Source organism: Pseudomonas sp. NY15181 (assembly GCF_048068055.1).
GTDB lineage: Bacteria > Pseudomonadota > Gammaproteobacteria > Pseudomonadales > Pseudomonadaceae > Pseudomonas.
In genome coordinates, this window is sequence record NZ_JBLUPT010000002.1 from 597,968 (window position 1) to 623,100 (window position 25,133).

At 66.5% G+C, this 25,133-nt stretch carries 23 protein-coding genes; 12 read left to right on the plus strand and 11 right to left on the minus strand.

Annotated features, from left to right (window positions below):
- The first annotated feature begins 15 nt into the window (after window positions 1-15).
- From ACNFBT_RS08240 to ACNFBT_RS08270, 7 genes are all read left to right on the plus strand, one after another.
- The gene (locus ACNFBT_RS08240; protein ID WP_416748190.1) at window positions 16-1,206 is read left to right on the plus strand and encodes a pyridoxal phosphate-dependent aminotransferase; all 1,191 of its coding nucleotides are present in this window, start codon (window positions 16-18) and stop codon (window positions 1,204-1,206) included.
- Window positions 1,199-2,617 (plus strand): aldehyde dehydrogenase family protein, encoded by a 1,419-nt coding sequence (locus tag ACNFBT_RS08245; RefSeq protein ID WP_416748192.1) that lies wholly within the window; start codon window positions 1,199-1,201, stop codon window positions 2,615-2,617. Before ACNFBT_RS08240 ends, ACNFBT_RS08245 begins: the two co-directional genes overlap by 8 nt.
- A gap of 72 nt (window positions 2,618-2,689) precedes the next feature.
- Window positions 2,690-3,394 carry an NAD(P)H-dependent oxidoreductase gene (locus tag ACNFBT_RS08250; RefSeq protein ID WP_275609378.1) on the plus strand — a complete coding sequence of 235 codons (705 nt, stop codon included), beginning with the start codon at window positions 2,690-2,692 and terminating at the stop codon, window positions 3,392-3,394.
- A 498-nt stretch (window positions 3,395-3,892) separates the two neighbouring features.
- Window positions 3,893-4,828, plus strand: coding sequence for a LysR family transcriptional regulator (locus ACNFBT_RS08255; RefSeq protein WP_416748194.1), 936 nt, complete (start codon window positions 3,893-3,895; stop codon window positions 4,826-4,828).
- 182 nt (window positions 4,829-5,010) lie between these two features.
- The gene (locus ACNFBT_RS08260) at window positions 5,011-5,205 is read left to right on the plus strand and encodes a hypothetical protein (RefSeq protein WP_416748196.1); all 195 of its coding nucleotides are present in this window, start codon (window positions 5,011-5,013) and stop codon (window positions 5,203-5,205) included.
- 380 nt (window positions 5,206-5,585) lie between these two features.
- On the plus strand, window positions 5,586-6,578 hold the full coding sequence (locus ACNFBT_RS08265) for a hypothetical protein (RefSeq protein ID WP_416748198.1): 993 nt from the start codon (window positions 5,586-5,588) through the stop codon (window positions 6,576-6,578).
- Window positions 6,579-6,668: 90 nt separating this feature from the next.
- Complete coding sequence (locus tag ACNFBT_RS08270) at window positions 6,669-7,673, plus strand: hypothetical protein (RefSeq protein ID WP_416748200.1); 1,005 nt, start codon at window positions 6,669-6,671, stop codon at window positions 7,671-7,673.
- On the opposite strand, the gene ACNFBT_RS08275 is transcribed toward ACNFBT_RS08270, so the two are convergent.
- Together ACNFBT_RS08275 and ACNFBT_RS08280 are read right to left on the minus strand one after the other, a co-directional pair.
- Complete coding sequence (locus tag ACNFBT_RS08275) at window positions 7,655-8,989, minus strand: sigma-54-dependent transcriptional regulator (RefSeq protein ID WP_416748201.1); 1,335 nt, start codon at window positions 8,987-8,989, stop codon at window positions 7,655-7,657. The genes ACNFBT_RS08270 and ACNFBT_RS08275 overlap by 19 nt on opposite strands.
- Window positions 8,986-10,749, minus strand: coding sequence for a sensor histidine kinase (locus tag ACNFBT_RS08280; protein ID WP_416748203.1), 1,764 nt, complete (start codon window positions 10,747-10,749; stop codon window positions 8,986-8,988). Before ACNFBT_RS08280 ends, ACNFBT_RS08275 begins: the two co-directional genes overlap by 4 nt.
- Window positions 10,750-10,854: 105 nt before the next feature.
- On the opposite strand from ACNFBT_RS08280, the gene ACNFBT_RS08285 reads away from it, so the two are divergent.
- Both ACNFBT_RS08285 and ACNFBT_RS08290 read left to right on the plus strand, forming a co-directional pair.
- Window positions 10,855-11,733, plus strand: coding sequence for an alpha/beta fold hydrolase (locus ACNFBT_RS08285; protein ID WP_416748205.1), 879 nt, complete (start codon window positions 10,855-10,857; stop codon window positions 11,731-11,733).
- The gene (locus ACNFBT_RS08290) at window positions 11,730-12,083 is read left to right on the plus strand and encodes a hypothetical protein (RefSeq protein ID WP_416748207.1); all 354 of its coding nucleotides are present in this window, start codon (window positions 11,730-11,732) and stop codon (window positions 12,081-12,083) included. Before ACNFBT_RS08285 ends, ACNFBT_RS08290 begins: the two co-directional genes overlap by 4 nt.
- Here the strand turns inward: ACNFBT_RS08290 and ACNFBT_RS08295 are convergent.
- A complete protein-coding gene (locus ACNFBT_RS08295; RefSeq protein WP_416748209.1) occupies window positions 12,080-12,556 on the minus strand; it encodes a DUF3301 domain-containing protein in 477 nt (158 codons plus the stop codon). The two genes, ACNFBT_RS08290 and ACNFBT_RS08295, sit on opposite strands and share 4 nt — an antisense overlap.
- A gap of 120 nt (window positions 12,557-12,676) precedes the next feature.
- On the opposite strand from ACNFBT_RS08295, the gene pdxY reads away from it, so the two are divergent.
- The gene (gene pdxY / locus ACNFBT_RS08300; protein WP_416748211.1) at window positions 12,677-13,546 is read left to right on the plus strand and encodes a pyridoxal kinase PdxY; all 870 of its coding nucleotides are present in this window, start codon (window positions 12,677-12,679) and stop codon (window positions 13,544-13,546) included.
- 196 nt (window positions 13,547-13,742) lie between these two features.
- Here the strand turns inward: pdxY and ybaL are convergent, their stop codons facing one another.
- The 5 genes from ybaL to ACNFBT_RS08325 form a co-directional block, all read right to left on the minus strand.
- The gene (gene ybaL / locus ACNFBT_RS08305; RefSeq protein ID WP_416748213.1) at window positions 13,743-15,446 is read right to left on the minus strand and encodes a YbaL family putative K(+) efflux transporter; all 1,704 of its coding nucleotides are present in this window, start codon (window positions 15,444-15,446) and stop codon (window positions 13,743-13,745) included.
- Between the two features lie 204 nt (window positions 15,447-15,650).
- Window positions 15,651-16,130: an acyl-CoA thioesterase gene (locus ACNFBT_RS08310; RefSeq protein WP_416748215.1), complete on the minus strand. Its 480-nt coding sequence runs from the start codon at window positions 16,128-16,130 to the stop codon at window positions 15,651-15,653.
- A gap of 155 nt (window positions 16,131-16,285) precedes the next feature.
- A complete protein-coding gene (locus ACNFBT_RS08315; protein ID WP_416748217.1) occupies window positions 16,286-17,044 on the minus strand; it encodes an SDR family NAD(P)-dependent oxidoreductase in 759 nt (252 codons plus the stop codon).
- Window positions 17,045-17,326: 282 nt separating this feature from the next.
- Complete coding sequence (locus ACNFBT_RS08320; protein WP_416748219.1) at window positions 17,327-18,694, minus strand: glutamine synthetase family protein; 1,368 nt, start codon at window positions 18,692-18,694, stop codon at window positions 17,327-17,329.
- Between the two features lie 147 nt (window positions 18,695-18,841).
- On the minus strand, window positions 18,842-20,236 hold the full coding sequence (locus ACNFBT_RS08325) for an aspartate aminotransferase family protein (protein ID WP_416748221.1): 1,395 nt from the start codon (window positions 20,234-20,236) through the stop codon (window positions 18,842-18,844).
- A gap of 228 nt (window positions 20,237-20,464) precedes the next feature.
- Between ACNFBT_RS08325 and ACNFBT_RS08330 the strand changes: the two genes are divergently transcribed.
- Window positions 20,465-21,130 carry a GntR family transcriptional regulator gene (locus ACNFBT_RS08330; protein ID WP_416748222.1) on the plus strand — a complete coding sequence of 222 codons (666 nt, stop codon included), beginning with the start codon at window positions 20,465-20,467 and terminating at the stop codon, window positions 21,128-21,130.
- Between the two features lie 86 nt (window positions 21,131-21,216).
- Here the strand turns inward: ACNFBT_RS08330 and ACNFBT_RS08335 are convergent, their stop codons facing one another.
- The 3 genes from ACNFBT_RS08335 to ACNFBT_RS08345 all read right to left on the minus strand — a co-directional run bounded on the left by ACNFBT_RS08335 (window position 21,217) and on the right by ACNFBT_RS08345 (window position 23,069).
- A complete protein-coding gene (locus tag ACNFBT_RS08335) occupies window positions 21,217-21,429 on the minus strand; it encodes a YgdI/YgdR family lipoprotein (RefSeq protein ID WP_152227647.1) in 213 nt (70 codons plus the stop codon).
- A 109-nt stretch (window positions 21,430-21,538) separates the two neighbouring features.
- Complete coding sequence (locus ACNFBT_RS08340) at window positions 21,539-21,940, minus strand: SMI1/KNR4 family protein (RefSeq protein WP_416748224.1); 402 nt, start codon at window positions 21,938-21,940, stop codon at window positions 21,539-21,541.
- A gap of 250 nt (window positions 21,941-22,190) precedes the next feature.
- Window positions 22,191-23,069, minus strand: coding sequence for a Tim44 domain-containing protein (locus ACNFBT_RS08345; RefSeq protein WP_416748225.1), 879 nt, complete (start codon window positions 23,067-23,069; stop codon window positions 22,191-22,193).
- 238 nt (window positions 23,070-23,307) lie between these two features.
- On the opposite strand from ACNFBT_RS08345, the gene ACNFBT_RS08350 reads away from it, so the two are divergent.
- The gene (locus tag ACNFBT_RS08350) at window positions 23,308-25,068 is read left to right on the plus strand and encodes a cation:proton antiporter (RefSeq protein WP_416748227.1); all 1,761 of its coding nucleotides are present in this window, start codon (window positions 23,308-23,310) and stop codon (window positions 25,066-25,068) included.
- The last annotated feature ends 65 nt before the right edge of the window (window positions 25,069-25,133 follow it).

Sequence of the window (25,133 nt, forward strand, 5' to 3'; positions counted from 1 at the left end):
TCCAAGGAGAATCCCATGCGCTATTCCAACTTCACCCAACGTATCGCCGGCGACGGCGCCGCCGCCTGGGACATCCACTACCGCGCCCTGGCGCGCATGGAGCAGGGCGACGACATCCTCCTGCTGTCGGTGGGCGACCCCGACTTCGACACCCCGGTGCCCATCGTCCAGTCCGCCATCGACAGCCTGCTGGCCGGCAACACCCACTACGCCGATGTGCGCGGCAAGCGCTCGCTGCGCGAAGCCATCGCCCGTCGCCACAGCCAGCGCAGCGGCCAGGCCGTCACCGCCGATGACGTGGTCGTGCTGGCCGGCGCGCAGTGTGCGCTGTATGCCGTGGCGCAGTGCGTGCTCAATCCGGGCGACGAGGTGATCGTCGCCGAGCCGATGTACGTCACCTACGAAGCGGTGTTCGGTGCCTGCGGCGCCAAGGTCATCCCGGTGTCGGTGCGCTCCGAGCACGGCTTCCGCGTGCAGGCCGAAGACGTTGCCGCGCTGATCACTCCGCGCACCCGCGCCCTGGCCATCAACAGCCCGCACAACCCCTCCGGCGCCAGCCTGCCGCGCGCCACCTGGGAAAAGCTGGCCGAGCTGTGCGTAAAAAATGACCTGTGGATGATCTCCGACGAGGTCTACAGCGAGCTGCTGTTCGACGGCGAACACATCAGCCCCGCCAGCCTGCCGGGCATGGCCGAGCGCACCGCGACCCTCAACAGCCTGTCGAAATCCCACGCCATGACCGGTTGGCGCGTGGGCTGGGTGGTCGGCCCGAAGGAGCTCTGCGCGCACCTGGAAAACCTCGCCCTGTGCATGCTCTACGGCTCCCCGGACTTCATCCAGGACGCCGCCTGCACCGCGCTGGAAGCCCAGCTGCCGGAGCTGGACGCCATGCGCGAAGCCTACCGCCAGCGCCGCGACCTGGTGATCGACTGCCTGGCCGATTGCGTCGGCGTGCGCGCCCTGCGCCCGGACGGCGGCATGTTCGTGATGGTGGACATCCGGGCCACCGGCCTGTCCGCCCAGGACTTCTCCAACCTGCTGCTGGACCGCCACGGCGTCTCCGTGTTGGCCGGCGAAGCCTTCGGTCCCAGCGCCGCCGGGCACATCCGCCTCGGCCTGGTGCTCGGCGCCGAGCCGCTGCGCGAAGCCTGCCGCCGCATCGCCCTGTGCGCCGCCGAACTGTTGAAGGAAAAGCGTTATGCATGACCGTACGCAGCTCTACATCGACGGCGCCTGGGTGGCGCCGCAAGGACAAGGCCTGGCTGAGGTGCAGAACCCGGCCACCGAGGAATGCGTCGGCCGCGTGCCGCTGGGCGGCGAAGCCGACGTGAACCGCGCGGTAGACGCCGCGCGCCGCGCCTTCCCGGCCTGGTCGCAGACGCCGTCCCACGTGCGTGCCGGCTATATCCGCGCCCTCGCCGAACAACTGAAGAACCGCGCCGACGAGATGGCCGCGCTGATCACCGCCGAGCTGGGCATGCCCATCCAGTGGTGCCGCATGGTGCAGGTCGACGGGCCGATCGAGGGCCTGGAGAGCTACGCCGCCATGGCCGCGCACATGGATGAAGTGCGCGAGGTCGGCAACTCGCTGATCGTCAAGGAAGCGGTGGGCGTCTGCGCCTTCATCAACCCCTGGAACTACCCGCTGCACCAGCTGATCGGCAAGCTCGCCCCGGCGCTCGCCGCCGGTTGCACCGTGGTGGTCAAGCCGAGCCAGGACACCCCGCTGCATGCCTTCCTGCTGGCCGACATGGTCCACGCCATTGGCCTGCCGGCTGGCGTGTTCAATCTGGTCAGCGGCCCCGGCTCCAAGGTCGGCGAAGCGCTGTCGCGGCATCCGGACGTGGACATGGTGTCCTTCACCGGTTCCACCGGCGCTGGCGTGAAGGTCTCCGAAGCCGCGGCGCCGACGGTCAAGCGCGTGTGCCTGGAGCTGGGCGGCAAGTCGCCCTTCCTGATCACCGCCGATGCCGACCTGGCCGCCGCAGTGCGCCACGGCGTGCAGGACGTGATGATCAACTCCGGACAGACCTGCACCGCTCTGACCCGCATGCTGTTGCCGGCCCATCGCTACGCCGAAGCCGTCGAGATCGCCCGCGCCGAAACCGAAGCACTGAAACTGGGCGACCCGCTGGACGCCGACAGCTTCCTCGGCCCGATGTGCTCGGCCGGCCAGCGCCGCACCGTGCTGGATTACATCCGTGTCGGCCAGGAGGAGGGCGCGCAATTGGTCTGCGGCGGGGTCGAGCGGCCGTTCGGGCTGGAGCGTGGCCACTATGTGCAGCCGACGATCTTCGCCGGCGTGAACAACCAGATGCGCATCGCCCGCGAGGAAATCTTCGGCCCGGTACTTTGCCTGATTCCCTACGCCGATGAAGCCGAGGCCATCGCCATCGCCAACGACTCGCCGTTCGGCCTGTCCAGCGCCGTCTGGGCGGGCGACCGCGAGCAGGGCCTGAAGCTCGCCCGGCAGATGCGCGCCGGCCAATGCTTCGTCAATGGCGGTGCTTTCAACTACCGTGCGCCTTTCGGTGGCTACAAGCAGTCCGGCAACGGCCGCGAATGGGGCGAGCAGGGCCTGCACGAGTTCGTCGAGCTCAAGGCCATCCAGCTTTAAACAGACCCCCTCTCCCTCCGGGAGAGGGCAGGGGTGAGCGCAGTTCCGCTCACCGACTTGTCAGGAATCCACATGAACGTACTGATCGTCCACGCCCACAACGAACCGCAATCCTTCAGCACCGCGCTGTACAAGCTCGCTGAAGAAACCCTGCGCGGCCAGGGCCATGAAGTGCAGGTCTCCGACCTCTACGCGATGAACTGGAACCCGGTGGCCAGCGCCGCCGACTTCGGCGCGCGCAGCAACCCGGACTATCTCGTCTACGCGCTGGAGCAGCGCGAAGGCGCCAAGAGCCAGACCATCGCCGCCGACATCCAGGCCGAGCTGGACAAGCTGCTCTGGGCGGACCTGGTGATCTTCAACTTCCCGATCTACTGGTTCTCCGCGCCGGCCATCCTCAAGGGCTGGTTCGACCGCGTACTGGTCTCGGGCATCTGCTATGGCGGCAAGCGCTTCTACGACCAGGGCGGCCTGGCGGGCAAGAAGGCGCTGGTCACCGTGACCCTCGGCGGGCGCGACCACATGTTCGGCGAAGGCGCCATCCACGGCCCGCTGGAAGACATGCTGCGGCCGATCCTGCGCGGCACCCTGGCCTACACCGGCATGACCGTGCTGCCGCCCTTCGTCGCCTGGCACGTGCCCTACATCAGCAACGACGCGCGCGTGGACTTCCTGCGCCAGTACCAGGAGCGCCTGCAGCATCTGGACGAAGACAAGCCGCTGGAGTTCGTGCGTCTGGACCAGTTCGACGAGCGCCTCTACCCGCTGCCACGCTGACCGCTTTTCTGTAGGAGCGAGGGGGACGCCCAGTCCTTGCTCGCGAACCTCGGCATACTCCGGAGATTCCGCCGGCCCTCACCATAACCCTGGCTGCGCGCCCCGCTCCTGAGGGAGAGGGGACTGATCGGCGAAGGATGAAGCAGTGGTGTCAGCCGGCACGAACTGCCCCCTCTCCTGGGGGAGAGGGCTGGGGTGAGGGGACCGCCCTCGCGCCGAACTTACCCGGCAGAAACGAAAAAGGGCGGCCATCCGCAGATTGGCCGCCCCAGGAGAAAAAGTCAGCCGCTGCAGCCAGGTATGCGCGGGGGAGATGGCCGTCGATTGGTGTATCGGCGGCCGTACGATGAGCCTGGTATGCCCAACGTTGCTGCAGCGACTTGGCCGGCACTATACGTGGTAACAATCGGTAAAAAACGACCCTATACTGCGATTCAGTTTTGCGGCGAAGACAACAATTGTCGTCGCTTCCTACAAGCTGGATGAGCAGGGGAATCCATGGACGTACTTCACGCGATGCGGGCTTTCGTCCGGGTGGTGGATGCCGGCAGCTTTACCGCCGCCGCCAACGCCCTGGGGTTATCCACAGCCCAGGTCTCCCGCGTCGTCTCCGATCTCGAATCCCAGCTCGAAGCCCGCCTGCTGCACCGCACCACCCGCCGCCTGGCGCTGACCGAAACCGGCGAGCGCTACCTGCAGCGCTGCCGGGAAATCCTCGCGGATGTCGACGAAGCCGAGGCCGAGGCCAGCGGCGCGCACCTCAAGCCGCGCGGCCGCCTGCGCGTGCACTCGCTCACCGGCCTTGGGCAGCAGCACCTGATCCCGCTGATCTCGCGCTACTGCGAGTCCTTCCCCGAGGTTTACATCGAGCTGACCCTGGCCCAGCGCCAGCCGGACATCCTCGAGGAAGGCCAGGACGTGGTCATCACCCGCGACCGCGAGCTGCCCGACTCCGAATTCGTCGCCCAGACCCTGGGCACCATCTACAGCGTGCTCTGCGCCAGCCCCGAGTACCTCAAGCGCCGTGGCACCCCGCAGAGCGTTGCCGACCTGCACCAGCACCAGTGCCTGCGCCTGCAGGACCCGACCTTCCCGGAGGGCTGGGCCTTCGAGGAGGGCAACGAGGCCAGCGTGATCCGCCCGCGCGACACCTTCATGGTCAACGTGGCCGAGGCGCTCACCGGCGCCGCCGCCGCCGGCATGGGCATCTGCCTGCTGCCCAGCTATGTCGCAGCACCGGCCCTGCGCAAGCGTTCGCTGGTGCGGGTGCTGCCCCGGCACAGCCTGCATGTGCGGCAGATCTACGCGCTGTACCCGTCGCGGCGCTTCCTCGATGCGAAGATCCGCACCTGGGTGGAGTTCCTCAAGGCGGAGCTGCCCAAGGTCTTTGAAGACGACGAAGCGGCGCTCAACGATCCCGTCAACTGGGCCTGAGCTGCCACCGGACTGCGACAAGTCGCCACGCAGTGCTCTATATCGGGCTTCTCGAACGATTGCCGACGATTGTTGCTTTTTAGGCAATGCTTTGTTGGTTAGCTAGCTATTTTTCTACCCACTGTTGCGCCGTAACCTTTCTCCAACCCCGACCAACCGGGTGTTCAGAAAGGATCTTCATCATGTCCCGTTCGCTTTATGTTGCTGCCCTGCTGTCCGTTTGCACGCTGTCCTTCACCCAGCTGAGCTTCGCCGAAGAATCGCGCCTGATGACCGACAAGATGGTCAAGGCCAACGAAGCAGTGATTGCCCAGCAGCAGGCCCAGTCCGCCGAGCAGACTGCCAAGGCCGCTGCCGACAGCCGCGCCGATTCCTGATCGGCCACTTCCCCCGGGAGGCCCGGTGCGTGAGCCGGGCTTCTCAACACCTTGCGCCGCATAAGACATGCGGCGTTTTTTTGCCTGCATTTCCTGCGTCTGGAAGACGACTATTACAGATGCTGTAACAGTCTTTCGCCTCCAGTGATCTGTATTCCTGTCTTATCGGTCAATATACTTGACCCAACAGCGCTGCTTTCGAGGAGCGCCGTTCCCGGCCTCACCGCCGGCAAGCTTCCCGACGCCGATATGTGATTGCTCCGAATCGACGTCTATCTCAAGGCCGCTGCTATCAGCGGCTTTTTTTTGCCCGCGCGCAACGTGCTGGTAACGGCTCATGGCTTCTGGTGGAATCGGCGCGGTTCGACAAGGATGCCGAGATGACTAACGAAAACCCTTTCTCCACACCAGCAGCGCAGCTTCTACCCTCGCCAGCTCAGCCAAGTGCCGCTACCCATCAGCCCTATCTATTTATCGCCGCCCTGGCCGTGGCGTCTGCGTTGGTCTTCATCGTCAATATTGGATGGCAATTGATGAGCGAACTGGCGAGCCATCGGGAGCGCGTACTGGATTACCTGCCGATGATGACGGCCAACTGGGCGGGCGGAATGTTGTTGTATTCCGCCGCTGTTCTCCTGCTGGTTCACCAGCAGCGTGAGCGATATGGCATTGCACGCTTCGAGCCGCAGGCAATCCTGTTGGCTGCCTATGCCGGGCTCTACCTGTTGGTCAGCCTTGGAGTGGGCACAGCCATTGCCTATTTCAGCTTGCCGTTTTACGAATGGGCGATGGAGCAGGAGGGACGCTCGTTCTGGATGGTGCTGCATTCGCTGACCGTTAGCCTTTTGAGCTTGGCGCTTGGATGCATACTTCCGCTGTGGTGTGTTCTGCGGGCTGCGCGTCAGCGTTCGGAACTTGCCAGCCCTGCGAGGGCTGCGCCTGTGGAGGGCTGGCAGGTGGCAGTGGGTATCGCTCTCTGTTTCAGTGGCCTACTCCACAAGACTCTCGCAATGGTGGCGAAGGGAGCCATGTACCTATACCTCAGCGGTGATGCCTGGCAATCGATTGGTGTGCTGGGTAGTTGTTTGCTGCCCTTCGTCATCGTCATGGCCGCAGTGCAGACGCGCCTGCCGTCGCAGGTCTCGCGCTTCGCGGCTGGGCGGGTGCTGGCCTGCGCGCTGGTGCTTCTGGCGTTGTGGGGCGTGGCGATCATTCTGGTCTCGCTGGTGGTGGCCTTCGCCGCCTACAGCTCGTTGAACTCCAACAGCCTGCCGCTCTATCTGCTGCCGCCGGCGATCCTGCTGCTGGCGCTGCTCTGGCCCCTGGCTCGCTGGTGCACGGGGTGGTTCTTCGCCGACCAGCTGGCTCGCTAGCTGGCACGGGCGGGCGTATCGCCGCCTCGCCCTCGATCGACGGCTCTCTGCATAATGGGGCTTCGCTTCAGTCGCCCAGGATGTCGCCGCGTGCAGGAAAGTCCCTTCATCACCCCACGGGCCGAGCCGGCAAAGGAAACGCGCGCTCGCATACCGGCGCTCTGGCAGCCCTATGTCGCAGTTGCCGCGCTGTTCCTGCTCGGCATCGGCGCGCGGTTGCTTGAGACGCTGTGGCAGTGGTCCAGCGGTGCTCCCTCCGAGCGGCTGCTGCAGGCACTGCCGGGGCAGCTCGGCACCTGGCTGTCGTCGCTGGCCGTCAGTGGTGCCCTGGTGGTGCTATTCATGCAGGCCCAGCGCGAGCGACACGGGATCCTGAGATTCCGTCCCTTCGCGGTCATCGTGGTGGTGTTTTTCGCGCTGCAGATGGCTGCGGAGCAGCTCTACAGCAAGGTTCTCGTCCAGCCGATACAGGAATTCGCCTTCTGGCTGGGTGATCTCAGCGACCAGTCGTTCGTCGTCATCCCGATAGCGCTGCTTGGCGGGGCCCTGGTGCAGCTTGTGCTGTACCTGATTTGCCTGTGGATGGTTTTGGCGGCCACCCGTTCACGCTGTGAGCGCCAGCCCACGGAGGCGCCGCCGCCGATCCGGCGGATGCATGTAGCGCTCGGGGTTGCCCTTGCCTTTGCCGGGTTCACCGCAAAGCTGCTTTCGGGGCTGGTGCGTCTCTTCGTGCTCAACCGGATGGGGTATTGGGGAACTGCGCTGGAGGCGCTGGCGTGGTTGCTTCCCGCCGCCCTGGTCCTGCTGTGTATCTACACGCGTCTTCCCGACTGGCTGCCTCGATATTCCGCCGGCCGCGTCCTGCTGGCGGGCGTGGCCATCGGTCTTGGCTGGCTGCTGTGCACGGCGCTGATCGGCGTGCTCGGCTACGTCCTGTTCCATGAGGCCCTGATGCGCGCACAGACGTCCATCGGGCTACCCCTGGTCGTGACGATCTCGATCCTCGGGCCGCTGTTGTTGCTCGCCGGCTGGGCCCGCCTCGGCACGCGCTGGCTGCCGGGACGCAAAGGCCGGTCTCAGTCCTCGCCCAGGTAATCCCCGCGACTCAGCCCGTGGCGCTGCATCTTCTCGTTGAGGGTGCGGCGCGGCAGGCCGAGCAGCTCCATCACCGCCTTGATGTCGCCCTTGCACTGGCCCAGCGCCTGGCGGATGCACTGGGCCTCGTAGGCTTCCATGCGTTCGAACAGGCCGTTGCCGGCGGGCTCGACGGGCGCATCGTCGCGGTCCAGGCCGAGCACGTGGCGCTCGGCGGCATTGGCCAGTTCGCGCACGTTGCCCGGCCAGTCGTGGGCGAGCAGGCGGGCCAGCTCGGTAGCCGAGAGCGGTGCGGCTTCGCGGCCGAACTTCTCGCTGGCAAGCCCCGCGTAGTGTTCGAACAGCAGCGGGATGTCCTCGCGGCGCTCACGCAGCGGCGGCAGGCGCAGTTCGGCCACGTTCAGGCGGTACACCAGGTCCTCGCGGAAGCGCCCGGCGCGGGCTTCTTCCAGCAGGTCCGGCTTGGTCGCGGCGATCACCCGCAGATCGACCTTGATGCTCTGGTTCGAGCCCAGGCGCTCCAGCTGTTGCTCCTGCAGCACCCGCAGCAGCTTCACCTGCTGGGCCAGTGGCATGCTTTCGATCTCGTCGAGGAACAGGCTGCCGCCGTTGGAATGCTCCAGCTTGCCGATGCGCTTGCCCTGGGCACCGGTGAAGGCGCCGCTTTCGTGGCCGAACAGTTCGGTCTCGAACAACTGCTCGGGGATCGCCGCGCAGTTCAGCGCGACGAAGGGCTTGCCGGCGCGCGGGCCGAAGTCGTGCAGGCAGCGCGCGACCAGCTCCTTGCCGCTGCCGGTCTCGCCACGGATCAGCACGTTCACTGGGGTGCCGGCCAGCGCCATGATCTGCCGGCGCAGGGTTTCCATCGGCCGCGACACGCCCAGCAGGCGCGATTCGATCTGGTCCTTGAGCGCCGCCTGTTCGCGCAGCTGGCGGTTCTCCTGCACCAGCCGGCGTTTCTCCAGGGCGCGGCGCAGACTGTCGAGCAGGCGTTCGGGGGTGAAGGGCTTCTCGATGAAGTCGTAGGCGCCCTGGCGCATCGCCTGCACCGCCATGGGCACGTCGCCGTGTCCGGTGACCATGATCACCGGCAGGTCGCGGTCGAGCTGTTGCAGGCGTTCGAGCAGGGCCAGGCCGTCGGTGCCGGGCATGCGCACATCGCTGATGATCACGTCGGGCAGCTCGCGCGCCACGCTCTTCAGGCACTCGTCGGCGCTGCTGCACAGGCGCACGTCGAAGCCGGAGAGTTGCAGCCATTGCTGCACGGCTTCGCGGATGGCGGCTTCGTCGTCGACGAAGAGAATGGTCTGGCTCATGCTCGGTTTTCTTCGGGGGCGGCGGGCAGGCTCAGGCGGAACAGCGCGCCGCCGGAGGGCTGGTTGGTGGCGATCAGGCGGCCGCCGAGTTCGTGGACGATGCCGTAGGATACCGCGAGCCCCAGGCCCAGTCCTTCGCCCACCGGCTTGGTGGTGAAGAAGGGGTCGAAGACGCTGGCGAGGTTCTGCTCGTCGATGCCGGGGCCGTTGTCGGCTACCTCCAGGCACCAGTGGTCGCCCTCGCGGCGTAGGCTCAGGGTGATCCGCCGGTGCTCGATGCCGGCCAGCGCATCCAGGGCATTGCGCAGCAGGTTGACCAGCACCTGTTCCAGGCGGATCGCATCGCCCAGCACCCAGGCCGGCTCGTCCAGGTACCGGACGATTTCCACCCGCTCGTCGCGGATGCGTACGGCGAGCAGGTGCAGCGCCTGGTCCAGCACGTGGCCGAGTTCGATGCGCTCGCGCAGGCCGCCAGAGGTCTTGCGGGCGAAGGTCTTCAGGTGGCCGGTGAGCGCGGCCATGCGCTCCAGCAGTTCATCCACCCGCAGCAGCGCGGTGCGGGCGTCGTCCTGGCGGCCGGCGTCGAGCAGCAGGCGTACGCTGGCCAGTTGCATGCGCTGGGCGGTGAGCGGCTGGTTGATCTCGTGGGCGAGGGCCGCGGACATCTGCCCCAATGCCGCCAGCTTGGCGGCCTGCACCAGGCCGTCCTGGGCGGTGCGCAGGGCGGCGGTGCGCTGCTCCACCAGCTGCTCCAGTTCTTCCTGGTTGCGCTGGCGCAGGCGGGCGAGCCGTCGCCTCTGTTGCAGCCAGAGCACCAGGAACACCAGTGCCAGCCAGACCCCGGCGGCGGCGAGGCGCGCACTGGTGACGTCGGACTGGACGCCGCGGGCATCGCGCAGCAGGTGCAGGGTCCAGTCGTCCTCGGGCAGCTCGACCGATTGCCAGAGGTAGTCGCCGTCGATTTCCTGGCCTTCCACCCGCGCCAGCCGGGCGCTGTCGCCCAGGCGCCGGAGGGTATGGTGGGGCAGGGCGCTCAGTGGCTGCCGGTGGTACTGGCGGGTGTCGGCCAGTTCGGCGCGGGCCACGGCGTCCAGCGGCAGCAGTTCGCGGTAGCGCCAGCGCGGATGGTTGGCGAGGAACACGATGCCCTTGCTGTCGCTCACCAGCACCACGTCCGGGGTCTGGCTCCACTGGTGCTCCAGGTCGGGGAACTCCAGCTTGACCACGATGGCGCCGAGGAAGTTGCCGGCGTCGTCGCGCACGGCGTTGGACAGGAAGTAGCCGGGAATCCCGGTGGTCACGCCCACCGCATAGAAGCGCCCGGCGCCCTGGGCGATGGTCTGGCGGAAGTAGGGGCGGAAGCTGTAGTTGTGGCCGACGTAGCTGGTCGGCAGGTCCCAGTTGCTCGCCGCCACCGCCAGGCCTTCGCGGTCGAGCACTTCCAGGGTGGAGGAGCGCGCCGCGGCATTGATCTGTTGCAGCTTGAGGTTGAGCCGGTGTTGCAGCTCGCCGGTCACCGGGCCTTGCAGGGCGCTGCGCAGGTCGGGGTCGAGGGCGAGTACCGCCGGAATGCTGCGGAAACGCTCGATCAGGGTGTGCAGGGAATTGGCGTAGAGACCGAGCTGCTCATGGGCCGCTTCCGCCTCGGCGAGCAGCGCCCGCTGCCGCGCCTGCTCGCCCGCCCAGTACGCCGGCAGCAGCAGGCCGGCCAGCAGGAGCAGACTGATCAGAGCGAGGCGAAGGGGGCGGGGAAACGGCATTTTCGAAGCAAGTCGAGCATAGGACGGCGACGATAGCATGTTGTCGCACTGGTTCGGCGCCCGGCCGCCTCGTTACACTGCGGGCGTCCTGACGGAGACGCATCCATGCAGTTGTTGTCCTGGACCCACGAAGGGTCCGCCGGTTTCACCCTGCGCGGCTGGCGCAGCGAGCCCAGCGGCAAGCCGCTGTTGCACTTTCTTCATGGCAACGGTTTCTGCACCCGCGCCTATGAGCCAATGCTGAAACTGCTGGCGAAGGATTTCGACCTCTGGCTGTGCGATGTCCAGGGCCACGGCGACAGCGACCATGGCGGGCGCTTCCACGGCTGGAACCGCAACGCCGAGATGGCGGTGGAAGCCTTCGAGGCCGGACGCGGGGTGTTCGGTGAAGTACCGGCTTACGCCTGCGGGCACAGCTTCGGCGGCGTGCTGACCAGCCTGATCCTGGGGCGTCATCCGCAGCTGTTCCGCCGCGCCGTGCTGCTCGACCCGGTGCTGTTCACCCCGGCGATGATCGGCGTGATGGCGCTCTCCGAGGTGCTCGGCCTGCACCAGCGCCGCACCATGGTGCAGAAGGCGCGCGCGCGGCGCAGCCAGTGGCCGGACCGCGAGGCCGCCTACGCCGGCCTGCACGGTCGGGGCATCTTCAAGGGCTGGACCGACGCGGCGCTGTGGGCCTACGTCGAGCACGCGATGAAGACGGTGGAGGGCGGCGTCGAGCTGAAATGCCGGCCCAGCCGCGAGGCGGAAATCTTCAGCTCCTTCCCCAAGCGCCTGTGGCCGTCGCTGAACAAGGTGGTGACGCCGACCCAGGTGCTGTTCGGCGAGCACACCTACCCCTTCGTGCCCAAGGCGGTGGCGCGCTGGTGTGCGGGCAACCCGGCGATCAGCGGGCAATGCGTCGATGGCGGGCACTGCTTCATGCAGGAATTCCCCGAGGACAGCGCCGAGCGCGTTTCGCGCTTCCTGCTGGGCCACGAATGAGCGACCCGGCCCGCGAGTCCGTCTGGCTGGCGCTGTCCGAGCTGTGGCTGGACACCGAGCTGGACAAGTCCGGTCGTGCTGCCATCGCGAAGACCCTGGCGATCAGCGGCTTTTCCGTGGCAGAGCTGGAGGCGATCTACCGCCTGGAAGTGGCGCCGGTGGTCTGGAGCAACGCCTGGGTGACGGTGGGCGTGTGGGAGGGCTTCGATCCGGACTGGCTGTTCGAGGCCTGCCGGCGCAACCAGAAGCGCCGGCACTCGCCCTGGCACCGTGGGCGTTGCTGGATGTTGCGAAGGGCGATGACGGCGGCGGTGGAAAAGGACTGGCGCAGGATCCGCGCCCAGCTCTAGTCGCCGACCTTCTTGTCCTGGTGCGCCCGGCGCCATTCATCCAGGCGCACGACCTCGGCCTTGGGGCGCGGCGGCGGGCTCTCGTCGAACACCGCGTCGACGATCTCGTCATCGACCGGGTTGAAGGTCGCAACCGGCACGACGCTGGCGCGCGGCTCGGGTGCCATGCGGAACGGCGCCAGCTCGATGCGGCCCAGGTAATGGCCGAACATGCGGATGGTCCCGGCGTAGCGTTCCTGCCCGGTGGCGGTGAACTCGAAAGCGTATTCGCGGGCCAGGCGCAGGTGGTTGCGACCGTCGCGGCGGAAGCGGATGCGCTGCAGGGCCATGGCTTCGTCGAGCAGTTCCACGCCCTCGCGCGCGCAGTGCTGCTTGGCCAGGACCAGCGCACGCTCGCGGATGCCATGGGCGCGCCACCACCAGGCGGCAGCCGCTACAGCCAGCATGAAGACGAAAAGATTGCCCAGGTCCACTTCAACTTCCTCGGAATCGGCGCACCAGCTTACTCACTCCGCCGCCGGGCGGCGAGGGGCGGATGTTCACAGCGTCTGAATTGCGCCCCATACTGCCCCATTCCGTAGCAGGACACCGTTATGTCGCGCACTCCCCACGTTCTCGCCATCCAGTCCCACGTCGTCTTCGGCCATGCCGGCAACAGCGCCGCGGAGTTCCCCATGCGCCGCGTCGGGGTCAACGTCTGGCCGCTGAATACCGTGCAGTTCTCCAACCATACTCAGTATGGTCACTGGACCGGCCAGGTGCTGCCGCCGGAGCAGATTCCCGCGCTGGTCGACGGCATCGCCGCCATCGGCGAACTGGGCAACTGCGATGCGGTGTTGTCGGGTTACCTGGGCAGCGCGGAGCAGGGGCGTTCGATCCTCGAAGTGGTACGCCGTATCCGCGAGGTGAACCCGCGCGCGGTGTACCTGTGCGACCCGGTGATGGGCCATCCGGAGAAGGGTTGCATCGTCGCCCCGGAAGTCGGCGAGTTCCTGCTCAACGAAGCCGCCGCCGTGGCCGACTACCTGTGCCCGAACCAGCTTGAACTGGACAGCTTCTGCGACCGCCAGCCGACCTCGCTGGAAGACTGCGTGGCCATGGCGCGCGGCCTGCTGGAGCGCGGCCCGAAGGCAGTCCTGGTGAAGCACCTGAACTATCCGGGCAAGCCGGCGGACGCCTTCGAGATGCTGCTGGTGACGCCGGGCGAGACCTGGCATCTGCGCCGTCCGCTGCTGGCTTTCCCGCGCCAGCCGGTGGGGGTGGGCGATCTCACCTCCGGGCTGTTCCTCGCCCGCTTGCTGCTGGGCGACGACCTACGCAGCGCCTTCGAATTCTGCGCCGCCGCCGTGCATGAGGTGCTGCTGGAGACCCAGGCCTGCGGCAGCTACGAGCTGGAACTGGTGCGGGCGCAGGATCGCATTGCGCATCCGCGGGTGAAGTTCGAGGCGGTGAAGCTGGGGTGAGTTGAGCGAGTTTCTGGGGAAGTCCTGCGCTGAGCTTTCCCCTCACCCTAACCCTCTCCCGGAGGGAGAGGGGACTGTCCTGAGTGTGCGGGTATAGCGAAGTTCGTCGGCTGACTCCGATATATCCACAGAATGCCGAACGGCTCCCTCTCCCTCCGGGAGAGGGCTGGGGTGAGGGCAAGCCCGGTACCAGGCCTCAGGCCGACTGCGGCAACGCGTCGTCGCTGACGGCCCTTTCGACCCCCTGACGCTCCACCCGCTCGACCATGCCACGGGCGATTTCCCGTTCGCCCATGATCACCAGGTTGGCGCCGTTCTGCTCCAGGTAGTCCACCTCGGCATCGAAGTGGGCGCGGGCGACGATGTTCAGCTGCGGGTTGATCGCCCGCGCGTGGCTGGCGATGGTCCCGGCCTCGAAACCGTTGGGGATGGCGATCAGCAGCCACCGCGCCGATGCGATGTTGGCCTGGGCCAGTACCTCGGGATGGGCGGCGTTGCCCACCACCACGCAGAGGCCTTGCTCGCGCAACTCGGCGGCCTTCTCACGCTTGTCCTCGATCACCACCAGCGGCACCTTGTCCTGGCGCAGGCGCTCGCTGACCAGCGCGCCGACCCGGCCGTGGCCGATGAGAATGGCGTGGTCATGCTCCAGCACCGGCGGCGGCAGGTCCTGGGCCTCTACCTGCACCACGCCCGGCTCGCTTTCGGCCTTCTGCGCCTGGCGCGCCTGCAGGCGGTCGATGGCGATGAACAGCAGCGGGTTGACCAGGATCGACAGGATCGCCCCGGCCAGCACCAGATCGCGTCCCGCCTCGGGCAGCAGGTGCAGGCTGACGCCCAGGCCGACCAGGATGAAGGAGAACTCGCCGATCTGCGCCAGGCTCGCGGCGATGGTCAGCGCGGTGCTGTTGGGATGGCCGAACAACCGCACGATGACGTACGCCGCCACGGACTTGCCGAACACGATCACCAGGAAGGTGGCCAGCACCGGCAGCGGCTCCTGGACCAGGATGGCCGGGTTGAACAGCATCCCCACCGAGACGAAGAACAGCACGGCGAAGGCGTCGCGCAGCGGCAGCGAGTTTTCCGCCGCCTCGTGGCTCAGCTCGGACTCGTTGAGGATCATCCCGGCGAAGAAGGCGCCCAGGGCGAAGGACACGCCGAAGATCACCGCCGAGCCGTAGGCGATGCCCAGGGCGATGGCCAGCACGGCCAGGGTGAACAGCTCGCGCGAGCCGGTCTTGGCCACGCGCTCCAGGGCCCAGGGCACGATGCGCCGGCCGCCGAGGATCATCACCGCGACGAAGGCGGCGACCTTGCCCAGGGTCAGCAGGATCGGCATCAGCACGCCGCCCTCGTTGCCGTCGGAGGTGCCGCCCAGGGAACCGGCCAGCGCCGGCAGCAGCACCAGGGTGAGGACCATCGCCAGGTCCTCGACGATCAGCCAGCCGATGGCGATGCGGCCGCGCTTGGTGTCGATCAGCTGGCGCTGTTCCAGGGCGCGCAGCAGGACCACGGTACTGGCCACCGACAGCGCCAGGCCGAACACCAGGCCGGCGCCGAACTGCCAGCCCATCGCCCAGGCCAGGCCCATGCCGAGCAGGGTGGCGACGCCGATCTGCACCACCGCACCGGGGATGGCGATGGCTTTCACTGACAAGAGATCCTTCAGCGAGAAGTGCAGGCCGACGCCGAACATCAGCAGGATCACGCCGAGTTCGGCGATTTCGCCGGACAGCGCCTGGTCGGCGACGTAACCGGGGGTGAAGGGGCCGGCCAGCACGCCGGCGACCAGGTAGCCCACCAGCGGCGAGATGCGCAGGCGGTTGGCCAGGGCGCCAAGGACGAAGGCCAGCACGAAGCCGACGGCGAGGGTGGTAAGCAGGGGCGTGTGATGCATGGTCTGGGCTCCGGGCACGCAGGGAGCAACCCGAACCGGTGGCTCGGATTGCTCGAAGGTGGATCACGGGGGCAAACCCGCGTACGAAAACTCTAGGCGCTGGAATGATTTCCTACATTGCTTTCACGCAAGAGTAACTCGTTGACGCAACAGATTTTTTTCGCGACACAGGCAATTCTTATCAAGAAATGTCGCGATCGTCTGTCATTCGTCGCGAATTGCCTTGTAGCGCTGTTCCAGCTCCTGGCGCAGCTGGCGGCGTTGCTGGGCCTGGGCGAAGCGGCGCTTCTCGTCCTTGGTCTGCGGCTCCAGCTGCGGGACCAGCGTCGGTTTACGCTCATCGTCCAGCGCCACCATGGTGAAGAAGCAGCTGTTGGTGTGGCGCACGGACTTCTCGCGGATGTTCTCGGTGACCACTTTCACGCCGATCTCCATGGAGGTGCGGCCGGTGTAGTTCACCGAGGCGAGGAAGGTGACCAGTTCGCCGACGTGGATCGGCTCGCGGAAGATCACCTGATCCACCGACAGGGTGACGACGTAGTGGCCGGCGTAGCGGCTGGCGCAGGCGTAGGCGACTTCGTCGAGGTACTTGAGCAGGGTGCCGCCGTGGACATTGCCGGAGAAGTTGGCCATGTCGGGGGTCATCAGGACGGTCATGCTGAGCTGGTGGTTGCCGGGTTCCATGCTGTTCTCTGTGGCGAATGGAAAAGGGACCCACTCTGGACGCACCGGGGCGGGACTGACGACACAGTTTTTTCTATACAACCCATTGGCGAGGACCGCCAGGGAAACTCATCGAAGGGAGCGGGCGGCCTTGCGCCGCCCGTCCATTGCCTGGGTCAGCGTCCGGCCGAGAGACCGAAGTCGATCGCCAGGTCCGCGCCGGTGATGGCTTCGGATTCCGGCTTGCAGAGGTACCAGACCAGTTCGGCGACTTCTTCGGGGCGGATGAAGCGCGACACCTTGCCCTGTGGATAATCCTTCAGCAGCGCGCGCTTGTAGGCGTCCGGGTTGCCCTGGCCGTAGCGCTCGGCCTGGTAGTCGAGCATGGGCGTGGCGATGTCGGCCGGGGAGATGGCGTTGACCCGCACGCCCGACTCGGCCAGTTCCAGCGCCAGGGTGCGGGTGAGCATGGTCAGCGCCGCCTTGCTCGCGCAGTAGGCCGCGGAGCCGCGATAGGCCTGGCGGCCGGAGTCGCTGGAGATGTTGACGATGCAGCCGTGGTTTTCCTTCAGATAAGGCGTCGCGGCCTGGCACATGTAGAAGGCGGCCTTGAGGTTCACGCCCAGCACCAGATCGAAGTCGTCCTCGTTGAAGTCCTCCACCGGACCTTCGCGCCAGACGCCGGCGGCGTTCACCAGGGCGTCGAGGCGGCCGGTGCGGGCGAGGATGTCGGAGACCAGGCTGTGGCAGTTGTCGGCCCGCCTGAGGTCGCCCACGGCGGTGGCGTCCAGCGGAACCTGGGCGTTCAGCGCATGCAGGCCGGCGCGGTCGACGTCGGTGGCGGCGATGCGCCAGTGGCTCTGGGCGAAGCGTTTGGCGATGGCTTTTCCGAGGCCACCGGCGGCGCCGGTGATCAGTACGACAGGAGTGCTCATTGTCTACGGGTTCTCCCTGCCTAAGAGAGGACGGCGGCCGGCAGGCAGTACCGGCGGTCGCCGTTTCGACGACGGGACGCACCCGCGCCCCGTGCAATTACAGACCAAGAAAAGACCAGATTCTTCACTCTGCCAGGGTAAATTTTTCGTAAGTCTTTCGTGTGTCGGAAACCCCGCGCCAGAGCGCGGGAGTTATCCACAAGGCGAGGGGAATCCACTGGCAGTTATCCACGATCGGAAACGACGACGGACGAGGCTTTCACCTCGCCCGTCCCGTGCGAATCAGGCGTGATGCAGATACCAGCGCCAGTCCTGCTCGCCGACCTCGCCCATGAACTGGCGGTATTCCTCCCACTTGATCGCCAGGAACACCTTGAGGAATTCCTCCCCCAGCGCCTCGCGGGCCCAGGTGGAGGACTCCAGGGCGCGCAGCGCGGTGAGCCAGTCGGTGGGCAGGAATTCGGTGGCCTGCTCGTAGCCGTTGCCGACGATGGGCGCGCCCGGATCGATCTGCTCGCGGATGCCCTCGTGGATGGCCGCGAGGATCGCCGCCGCCGCGAGGTAGGGGTTGGCATCGGCGCCGCAGATGCGGTGCTCGATGTGCCGGCTCTTGGCCGGGCCGCCGGGCACGCGGAAGGACACGGTGCGGTTGTTCACGCCCCAGCTCTTGGCCAGCGGCGCGTAGCTGTTGGCCTGGAAGCGGCGGAAGGAGTTGGCGTTGGGGCAGAAGATCGCCAGGGAATCCAGCAGGCGCGCCATCATGCCGCCGATGGAGTGGCGCAGCAGCGGGGTGCCGTGGATGTCTTCGCTGGCGTAGAGGTTGTTGCCCTGCTCGTCAGCCAGGCTGACGTGCAGGTGCATGCCGCTGCCGGCGCGGTCGCCGAACGGCTTGGCCATGAAGCAGGCCTGCAGTCCGTGCTTGTTCGCCACGCCCTTCACCAGGCGCTTGTAGCGCACGCCTTCGTCGATGGCCTGCATCACGTCGAAGCGGTGCTCCAGGGTCAGCTCGACCTGGCCCGGCGCGTATTCGGAAATCGCCGTGCGCACCGGCAGGCCCTGTACTTCGCAGGCGGCGTAGAGGTCATCGAGGAACGGCTGCAGCTGTTCCAGTTCATAGACGCCATAGACCTGCGGCGCCTCCGGGCGGGTGCCGTTCATCTGCAGCGCGGGTTGCGGGCGGCCGTTGGCGTCGCGCTGCTTGTCCAGCAGGTAGAACTCCAGTTCCACCGCCATCACCGGGTGGAAGCCGTCGGCCTTCAGCCGGTCGACCACGCGGCTCAGCGCCTGGCGCGGGTCGGCCGGGGTGGCCGGCAGGCCCTGGGTCGGGTGCATGCTCACCTGCAGCTGGCCGGTGGGGCTGGCGCGCCAGGGTTGCAGGGTCAGGCTGCCGGGCAGCGGGTAGGTCCAGCAGTCGGCGTCGGCGACTTCCCAGACCAGGCCGGTGCCTTCGACGTCTTCGCCCTGCACGGTCAGCGCGAGGATCGAACTGGGCAGCGGGCGGCCGTTGTCGTAGATCGCCAGCAGCTCGTCGCGGTGCAGCAGCTTGCCGCGCGGGATGCCGTTGGAGTCGATGATGAAGAGTTCGATGCTGCGCACATCCGGGTGGGCGGCGAGGAAGGCTTCGGCTTCCTTTCGATCGGCGAATTGCATGGTAGTCCTCGGTGGCGCTCGGCGCCGGATTGTCTCTTGTGTAGGAGCGAGCTTGCTCGCGAACCAACCCTGCAGCTGAATCGCAGAAGAGCGTTCGCGAGCAAGGGCTAGGCGCCCCCCTCGTTCCTACAGGGTCAGGTGTAGCGATCAGGCCTCGCGCGCGCCGGGGATGGCCAGCAGCTCGGTGATGCCCGTATCCAGCGTCGCGATCAGGCGATCCACGTCTGCGGCGGTGGTGTCCGGGCAGCACAGAGTCATGTTGTGGAACGGCGTGATCAGGATGCCGCGGTTGATCAGGTACAGGTGCAGGGCCATCTGCAGCTCGTCATGGAAGGCCGCTTCGGCCTCGGCGCCGGTGCGCGGCGAGACGGGGCAGAACTGGAACTCGCTGCGCGCGCCCAGCTCGGTCACCGACCACTTCAGCTCGTGCTTGGCGATCAGCGTGCGGAAGCCGTCGGCCAGGCGCTTGGCCAGCGGCAGCATGTGGTCGTAGGCCGCCTGGGTCATCACCTGTTCCAGGTTGGCGCGCATGCAGTGCATGGCCAGGGCGTTGGCCGAGAGGGTGGTGCCCATGCCGCTGTGGCCGTGGCCATGGCTGTCTTCCTGGGCGCTCTTGCGCGAGGCGGCCATGCGTTCGGCCATCTCCGCGCTGCAGCCGAAGATGCCGCAGGGCACGCCGCCGGCAATCGGCTTGCCGACCACGAAGAAGTCCGGGTCGAGGTTCCACAGCTTGGTGCAGCCGCCGATGTTGGTGGAGATGGTGTGGGTTTCGTCGATGATCAGCAGCGAACCGTACTTGCGGGTCAGTTCGCGGCACTTCTGCATGAAGCCCGGATCGGGCAGGACCATGCCGATGTTGGTCATCGCCGGCTCGCACAGCAGGGCGCAGACGTCGCCCTGGGCCAGCGCGGCTTCCAGCGCCTCGACGTCATTGAAGGGGATGGAGCGGCTGTGCTGGGTCAGGTCGTAGGCCTGGCCGACCAGGCCGGAGCGGTGCACGGTCTCGCCGTCGCGGTAGCGCACCATCACGTCGTCCACGGTGCCGTGGTAGCAGCCGTCGAACACCAGCAGGGTCTTGCGCTTGGTGACCGCGCGGGCCCAGCGCAGCACGTAGCGGTTGGAGTCGGTGGCGGTGGCGGTCACCTGCCAGTAGGGCAGGCCGAAACGCGCGGCAAGCAGCTCGCCGCAGACCACCGCATCTTCGCCGGGGAGCATGGTGGTAAGGCCGCGGGCGCCTTGCTCGGCCAGGGCGCGGGCGATCGGCGCCGGCGAGTGGCCGAACATGCTGCCGGTGTCGCCCAGGCAGAAGTCCACGTAGTCATGGCCGTCCACGTCGTAGAAGCGGGCACCCTGGGCGTGCTCGACGAACAGCGGGCAAGGCGTGGACCAGTCAGCCATCCAGTGCATCGGCACGCCGGCGTACAGCGACTTGTGCGCGCGCTCGGCGAGGGCGACGGACTTGGGGTTCTGTTCCAGGAAGCGCTGGCGCTCACGGGCGGTGAAGAGATCAACGGCCTGTTGGGCGATTCCGCTGGCGGTCATGTTGCACACCTCGTGTGTTTTTTTGCACATCTTCTATTTGTGATCACAAAAAAGTCAATACATGTCGATATTCAACTGTTAATCTGGTTGTCAACAGGTTTTGTGATCACAGAACGGCAGTGACTTTCCAAGTCACTGCCGGAAAACGAGGATAGCGAGATGACCCACAACTGCAGCCTGACCTTCGCCCAACTGCCGGCGCCGCCGGCCGGCCGGGAGTGATCTGCGATGGCCGACAACCTTCAGGAACAGCTGTACCTGAACCTGCGCCAGGCTCTGCTCTCCGGGCGGTTCCAGCCCGGCGAGCGGCTCAAGATCCGCGATCTGGCGCAGGAGTGGGGCACAAGCCCGATGCCCGTGCGCGCCGCCTTGCAGCGGCTGGTCGCCGAGGGCGCGCTCGAAGGCGAGCCGCAGCGCTCGCTGCGGGTGCCGGTGATGACCCGCGAGCGCTACCTGCAGATCCTGCAGGTGCGGCAGTCACTGGAGGGGTTGGCGGTGGAGGATGCGGCCAGGCATCTGCGTCCGGCCGAGATGGAGGTGCTGCGCGAATGCACCGAGCGTATGGAGCACGCGTTGAACGCCCGTGACGTGCAGGGCTACCTCGACGCCAACAGCCTGTTCCACCTCACGCTCTACAGCGCCTGCGGCAACCCGACCCTGCTGCGCATGATCGAGGCGCTCTGGCTGCAGGTCGGGCCGTTCTTCAACCGCCTGTTCACCGAGGCCGACCTGTCGCTGCGCCTGAACGACTTCCACGAAGACGCGCTGCGCGCCCTGGAGCGTGGCGATGGCGCGGGCGCGCGCAAAGCCATCGAGCAGGACCTGGGCTACTGCGGCCAGTACCTGCTCAATCTGCTCGAACTGGAGAGCGGGGGACGGCTGGGGGTGCGCTAGGCCCCGCAGCGAAGCGGATAGGAACAGTCCGGAGCGCGAGCGCTGCGCTCACCTCCTGGCTGATCGGCGTCTCACCGTGTCGGCGCTCAGGGCGTCTTGATGAAGCGGACGTTGTCCTTCTTGATCAGGATGGTGTCGCCATTGAGCTGCTCGAATTCGTAGTAGTCATTGTATTTGTCGTAATCAGAGTGATCCTTCACCAGGATTTCGCTGCCATCCTGCAGCGTCACCACGGCCTTGTCGGCGCAACCGGCGAGGCCGAGCAGCAACAGGCAGGTGAACAGGGCTTTGAACTTCATAGCATCTCCACAACAAGGCATCGTGCCTGGCCTGGACAGCAAAAGGGCCGAAGGTACGGTGAGTTGCCAGTGAGACCATCGAAGTGTCAGGAAATTCCGAAGTCTCGGATCAGGTGTCGAGCCATACGTCGCGTGCCCAGGTCCACACCGAGTCCCAGGTTTCCTCGGTGAGTTCGCCGTCGGCCCAGAGCACCACTTCGCCGTCCTCGGCCACCGCGTAGTAGTCGTCACCATCGGCGCAGAGCGGGATCAGCTCGCGCGGAAGGCCCATCGACCAGGCCACGGCAGCCACCTCTGGCAGGTAGGTGTGGGAGTGCGAATCGGTCACCGTGACCGGCTCCAGACGGCCATAAATCACGTCGCTGACCTGCAGCAGGAACTCACGAAATTCCGACGGAATGCCAATCAGCAGGGCTTCTTCGATTTCCACCAGCAGCTCTTCGTCCGGCAATTCCAGCGGGACGGGAACCGGTTCGTTCGCTTCACGCAGTTTCTCGATCACATCTTCCACAGGCGGGGCCTCTCTACATTCGACGAATGGCGCGCTTTATACAGTAGTAGCCGGCACTTGGCGCAAGAGCACTGCCGTGGCGGCGTCCGGACGGGCGGTTGGCTGGGAAAGCGTCCTCTTGCCGATCACACTGAACGGCCCCCTCTCCCTCTGGGAGAGGGCTGGGGTGAGGGAAGGTCATCGCGCTGGATTTCCCCGAGAAACGAAAAAGCCCGGCCAAGGCCGGGCTTTTTCAGTGTTGCGCGCAGGATCAGTTCTGACGGATGCCCGCCACCAGCCAGGGCTGGTTCTCGCCCTGGGCACGTTCCATGCGCCAGCTTTCGCTGAAGGGCTCGCCCTGGTCGAAGCGCGAGGTCTTCGACACGCCGCTGAAGGTCAGGGTGGCGATGGTCTTCTCGGCGTTGTCGTCGACGCCTTCGAGCTGCACATCGAGGTTGTCGATGTAGGTGGACTGGTAGCCGTCGCCCAGGTCGGCGCGCTCCTGCTTGAGGAACTGCAGCATCGGCGGGGTGACGAACTCGGCGATCTTGTCCATCTCGTTGGCATCCCAGTGCTGTTGCAGCGCCATGAAGTGCTCGCGGGCGGCGCCGATGAAGCGGGCTTCATCGAACCAGCTCGGCGCGTTGATCACCGGGCGGGTGTCCATCACCGGGCGCGCGGCACCGCCGAAGATCGACGGCGGCGCGGCGGACATTTCACGCTGCATCGGCGCGCGGCCGGCCATGGCGGGTTGGTGACCCTGCTGCTGGCGGCGACGGGACGCGATGAAGCGGAAGGCGATGAACGCGATCAGCGCGATGATCAGGATGTCGAGGAACTGCATGCCCTGGAAGCCGTCGCCCATCAGCATGGAGGCGAGCAGGCCACCGGCGGCCAGGCCGGCCAGCGGGCCGAGCCAGCGCGAAGCGCCGCTCTTGGCGGCGGCACCGGCTGCGCCAGCGGCAGCACCGGCAGCGGCGGGCGCCGCGGTGGGGGAGGTCGGGGCGGCGGAAGGTTGCGCCTGGCGGGTCTGGTGGCTCGGCGCCGAGCCCATGCTCTTGCCGCCACCGAAACGTTTGGCGGCGTTGACGTCGAGGCTGAGCGTCACGGCGACACAGAAGGCCATGGCAAGGCTGAGAAAGCGCTTCATCGTTGTCATTCTCTTGGTTGGTATTCGACGCGCGTCATGTTGCCGGCCGGGGCCAGTGAGGGCCAGCCGGATTTTGTTTCGCGCTGTTGCCCTATATGGGGCTTGGGGATTCCCTTTCCAAATCAGTCTGTTACTGATTCTTTCAGAACCGCCCGCCGGTCAGGTCGGGTGTTAGGCTTCGCTGAGCGAGGCCTTCGCCGCGCGATCCCCAGACCCCACGCCGCGAGGACCGCCGACCATGCATGCCATCGACTTCATCCAGGACCTCGCGGTGATCATGCTGATCGCCGGTTTCGTCACCATCCTCTGCCACCGCTTCAAGCAGCCGGTGGTGCTGGGCTACATCATCGCGGGCGTGATCATCGGCCCGCACACTCCGCCCTTCGCCCTGGTGCACGACCAGGAGACCATCAAGACCCTCGCCGAGCTGGGGGTGATCTTCCTGATGTTCTGCCTGGGGCTGGAGTTTTCCCTGCGCAAGCTGTTCCAGGTCGGCGCCACGGCGTTCATCGCTGCGTTCCTGGAAATCACCCTGATGATCTGGGCCGGCTTCGAGATCGGCCGCCTGTTCGACTGGAACACCATGGACTCGCTGTTCCTCGGCGCGATCCTGGCGATGTCCTCGACCACCATCATCATCAAGGTGCTGGGCGACCTGAAGATGAAGAACGAGCGCTTCGCCCAGCTGATCTTCGGCGTACTGATCATCGAGGACATCCTCGGCATCGGCATCATCGCGCTGTTCTCCGGCATCGCCGTGAGCGGCACGGTGGAAGCCGACCAGGTGTTCTCCACGGTCGGCAAGCTCAGCCTGTTCATGGTCGTCGCGCTGGTCGTCGGCATCCTGCTGGTGCCGCGCCTGCTGGCCTACGTGGCGAAGTTCGAAAGCAACGAGATGCTGCTGGTGACGGTGCTGGGCCTGTGCTTCGGCTTCTGCCTGCTGGTGGTGAAGCTGGAATACAGCATGATCCTGGGCGCCTTCCTGATCGGCGCGATCATGGCCGAGTCGCGCCAGCTGGTGCAGATCGAGCGGCTGATGGAGCCGGTGCGCGACATGTTCAGCGCGATCTTCTTCGTCGCCATCGGCCTGACCATCGACCCCGAGGTGCTGGTGGACTACGCCGCGCCGATCCTGGTGATCACCCTGGTGGTGGTGCTGGGCAAGCTGGTGTCCTGCGGCGCCGGCGCCTTCATCGCCGGCAATGACGGGCGCACCTCGATGCGCGTGGGCATGGGCCTTTCGCAGATCGGCGAGTTCTCCTTCATCATTGCCGCGCTGGGCATGAGCCTGGGCGTGACCAGTGACTTCCTTTATCCGGTGGTGGTGGGCGTGTCGGCCATCACCACGCTGCTGACGCCCTACCTGATCCGTTCCGCCGATCCGCTGGCGCTGTACCTGGGCCGCAGCCTGCCGTCGCCCATGGTGCGGGTGTTCAGCCTGTATGGCGAATGGCTGCGCAGCATCAAGCCGCGCGGCGACAAGGCAATACTCGCCGGGATGATCCGCCGCATCCTGCTGCAGGTGGGCGTGAACCTGACGCTGGTGATCGCCATCTTCTTCGGCCTGGCCTACTTCGCCGGGACCATTTCCCAGTGGCTGGCTGATATCGTCGAGCAGGAAGCGCTGCACAAGGCGCTGGTCTGGGGTGCCGCGCTCCTGTTGTCGCTGCCATTCCTGATCGCCGCCTACCGCAAGCTCAAGGCGCTGGCGATGCTGCTGGCGGAGATGGGGGTGAAGGCGGAAAGCGCCGGGCGCCATACGGCGCGGGTGCGCCGGGTGATTTCCGAGCTGATCCCGTTGCTCTCGCTGGGCGGCATGATGCTGCTGCTGGCGGCGCTCAGTTCGAGCATCCTGCCGCCGGGTGAGCTGCTGGTGGTGGTGGCGCTGATCGCCGCCCTGGTGATCGCGGTGTTCTGGCGCTGGTTCATCCGCGTGCATTCGCGGATGCAGGTGGCGCTGATCGAGACCTTCGAGCAGAGCGGTGGCGGGCAGCATTGAGGCTTTTCTGTAGGCGCGGGGGGATGGCGAATTTCACCGCCCGCCGGTGATTCCAAAGGCCCTCA

Bases quoted from the DNA above. Each gene is read 5' to 3' on its own strand.
- ACNFBT_RS08240 (WP_416748190.1), top strand. From the start codon at position 16: ATGCGCTATTCCAACTTCACCCAACGTATCGCCGGCGACGGCGCCGCC.
- ACNFBT_RS08245 (WP_416748192.1), top strand. From the start codon at position 1,199: ATGCATGACCGTACGCAGCTCTACATCGACGGCGCCTGGGTGGCGCCG.
- ACNFBT_RS08250 (WP_275609378.1), top strand. From the start codon at position 2,690: ATGAACGTACTGATCGTCCACGCCCACAACGAACCGCAATCCTTCAGC.
- ACNFBT_RS08255 (WP_416748194.1), top strand. From the start codon at position 3,893: ATGGACGTACTTCACGCGATGCGGGCTTTCGTCCGGGTGGTGGATGCC.
- ACNFBT_RS08260 (WP_416748196.1), top strand. From the start codon at position 5,011: ATGTCCCGTTCGCTTTATGTTGCTGCCCTGCTGTCCGTTTGCACGCTG.
- ACNFBT_RS08265 (WP_416748198.1), top strand. From the start codon at position 5,586: ATGACTAACGAAAACCCTTTCTCCACACCAGCAGCGCAGCTTCTACCC.
- ACNFBT_RS08275 (WP_416748201.1), bottom strand. From the start codon at position 8,989: ATGAGCCAGACCATTCTCTTCGTCGACGACGAAGCCGCCATCCGCGAA.
- ACNFBT_RS08280 (WP_416748203.1), bottom strand. From the start codon at position 10,749: ATGCCGTTTCCCCGCCCCCTTCGCCTCGCTCTGATCAGTCTGCTCCTG.
- ACNFBT_RS08285 (WP_416748205.1), top strand. From the start codon at position 10,855: ATGCAGTTGTTGTCCTGGACCCACGAAGGGTCCGCCGGTTTCACCCTG.
- ACNFBT_RS08290 (WP_416748207.1), top strand. From the start codon at position 11,730: ATGAGCGACCCGGCCCGCGAGTCCGTCTGGCTGGCGCTGTCCGAGCTG.
- pdxY (WP_416748211.1), top strand. From the start codon at position 12,677: ATGTCGCGCACTCCCCACGTTCTCGCCATCCAGTCCCACGTCGTCTTC.
- ybaL (WP_416748213.1), bottom strand. From the start codon at position 15,446: ATGCATCACACGCCCCTGCTTACCACCCTCGCCGTCGGCTTCGTGCTG.
- ACNFBT_RS08310 (WP_416748215.1), bottom strand. From the start codon at position 16,130: ATGGAACCCGGCAACCACCAGCTCAGCATGACCGTCCTGATGACCCCC.
- ACNFBT_RS08315 (WP_416748217.1), bottom strand. From the start codon at position 17,044: ATGAGCACTCCTGTCGTACTGATCACCGGCGCCGCCGGTGGCCTCGGA.
- ACNFBT_RS08320 (WP_416748219.1), bottom strand. From the start codon at position 18,694: ATGCAATTCGCCGATCGAAAGGAAGCCGAAGCCTTCCTCGCCGCCCAC.
- ACNFBT_RS08325 (WP_416748221.1), bottom strand. From the start codon at position 20,236: ATGACCGCCAGCGGAATCGCCCAACAGGCCGTTGATCTCTTCACCGCC.
- ACNFBT_RS08330 (WP_416748222.1), top strand. From the start codon at position 20,465: ATGGCCGACAACCTTCAGGAACAGCTGTACCTGAACCTGCGCCAGGCT.
- ACNFBT_RS08335 (WP_152227647.1), bottom strand. From the start codon at position 21,429: ATGAAGTTCAAAGCCCTGTTCACCTGCCTGTTGCTGCTCGGCCTCGCC.
- ACNFBT_RS08345 (WP_416748225.1), bottom strand. From the start codon at position 23,069: ATGAAGCGCTTTCTCAGCCTTGCCATGGCCTTCTGTGTCGCCGTGACG.
- ACNFBT_RS08350 (WP_416748227.1), top strand. From the start codon at position 23,308: ATGCATGCCATCGACTTCATCCAGGACCTCGCGGTGATCATGCTGATC.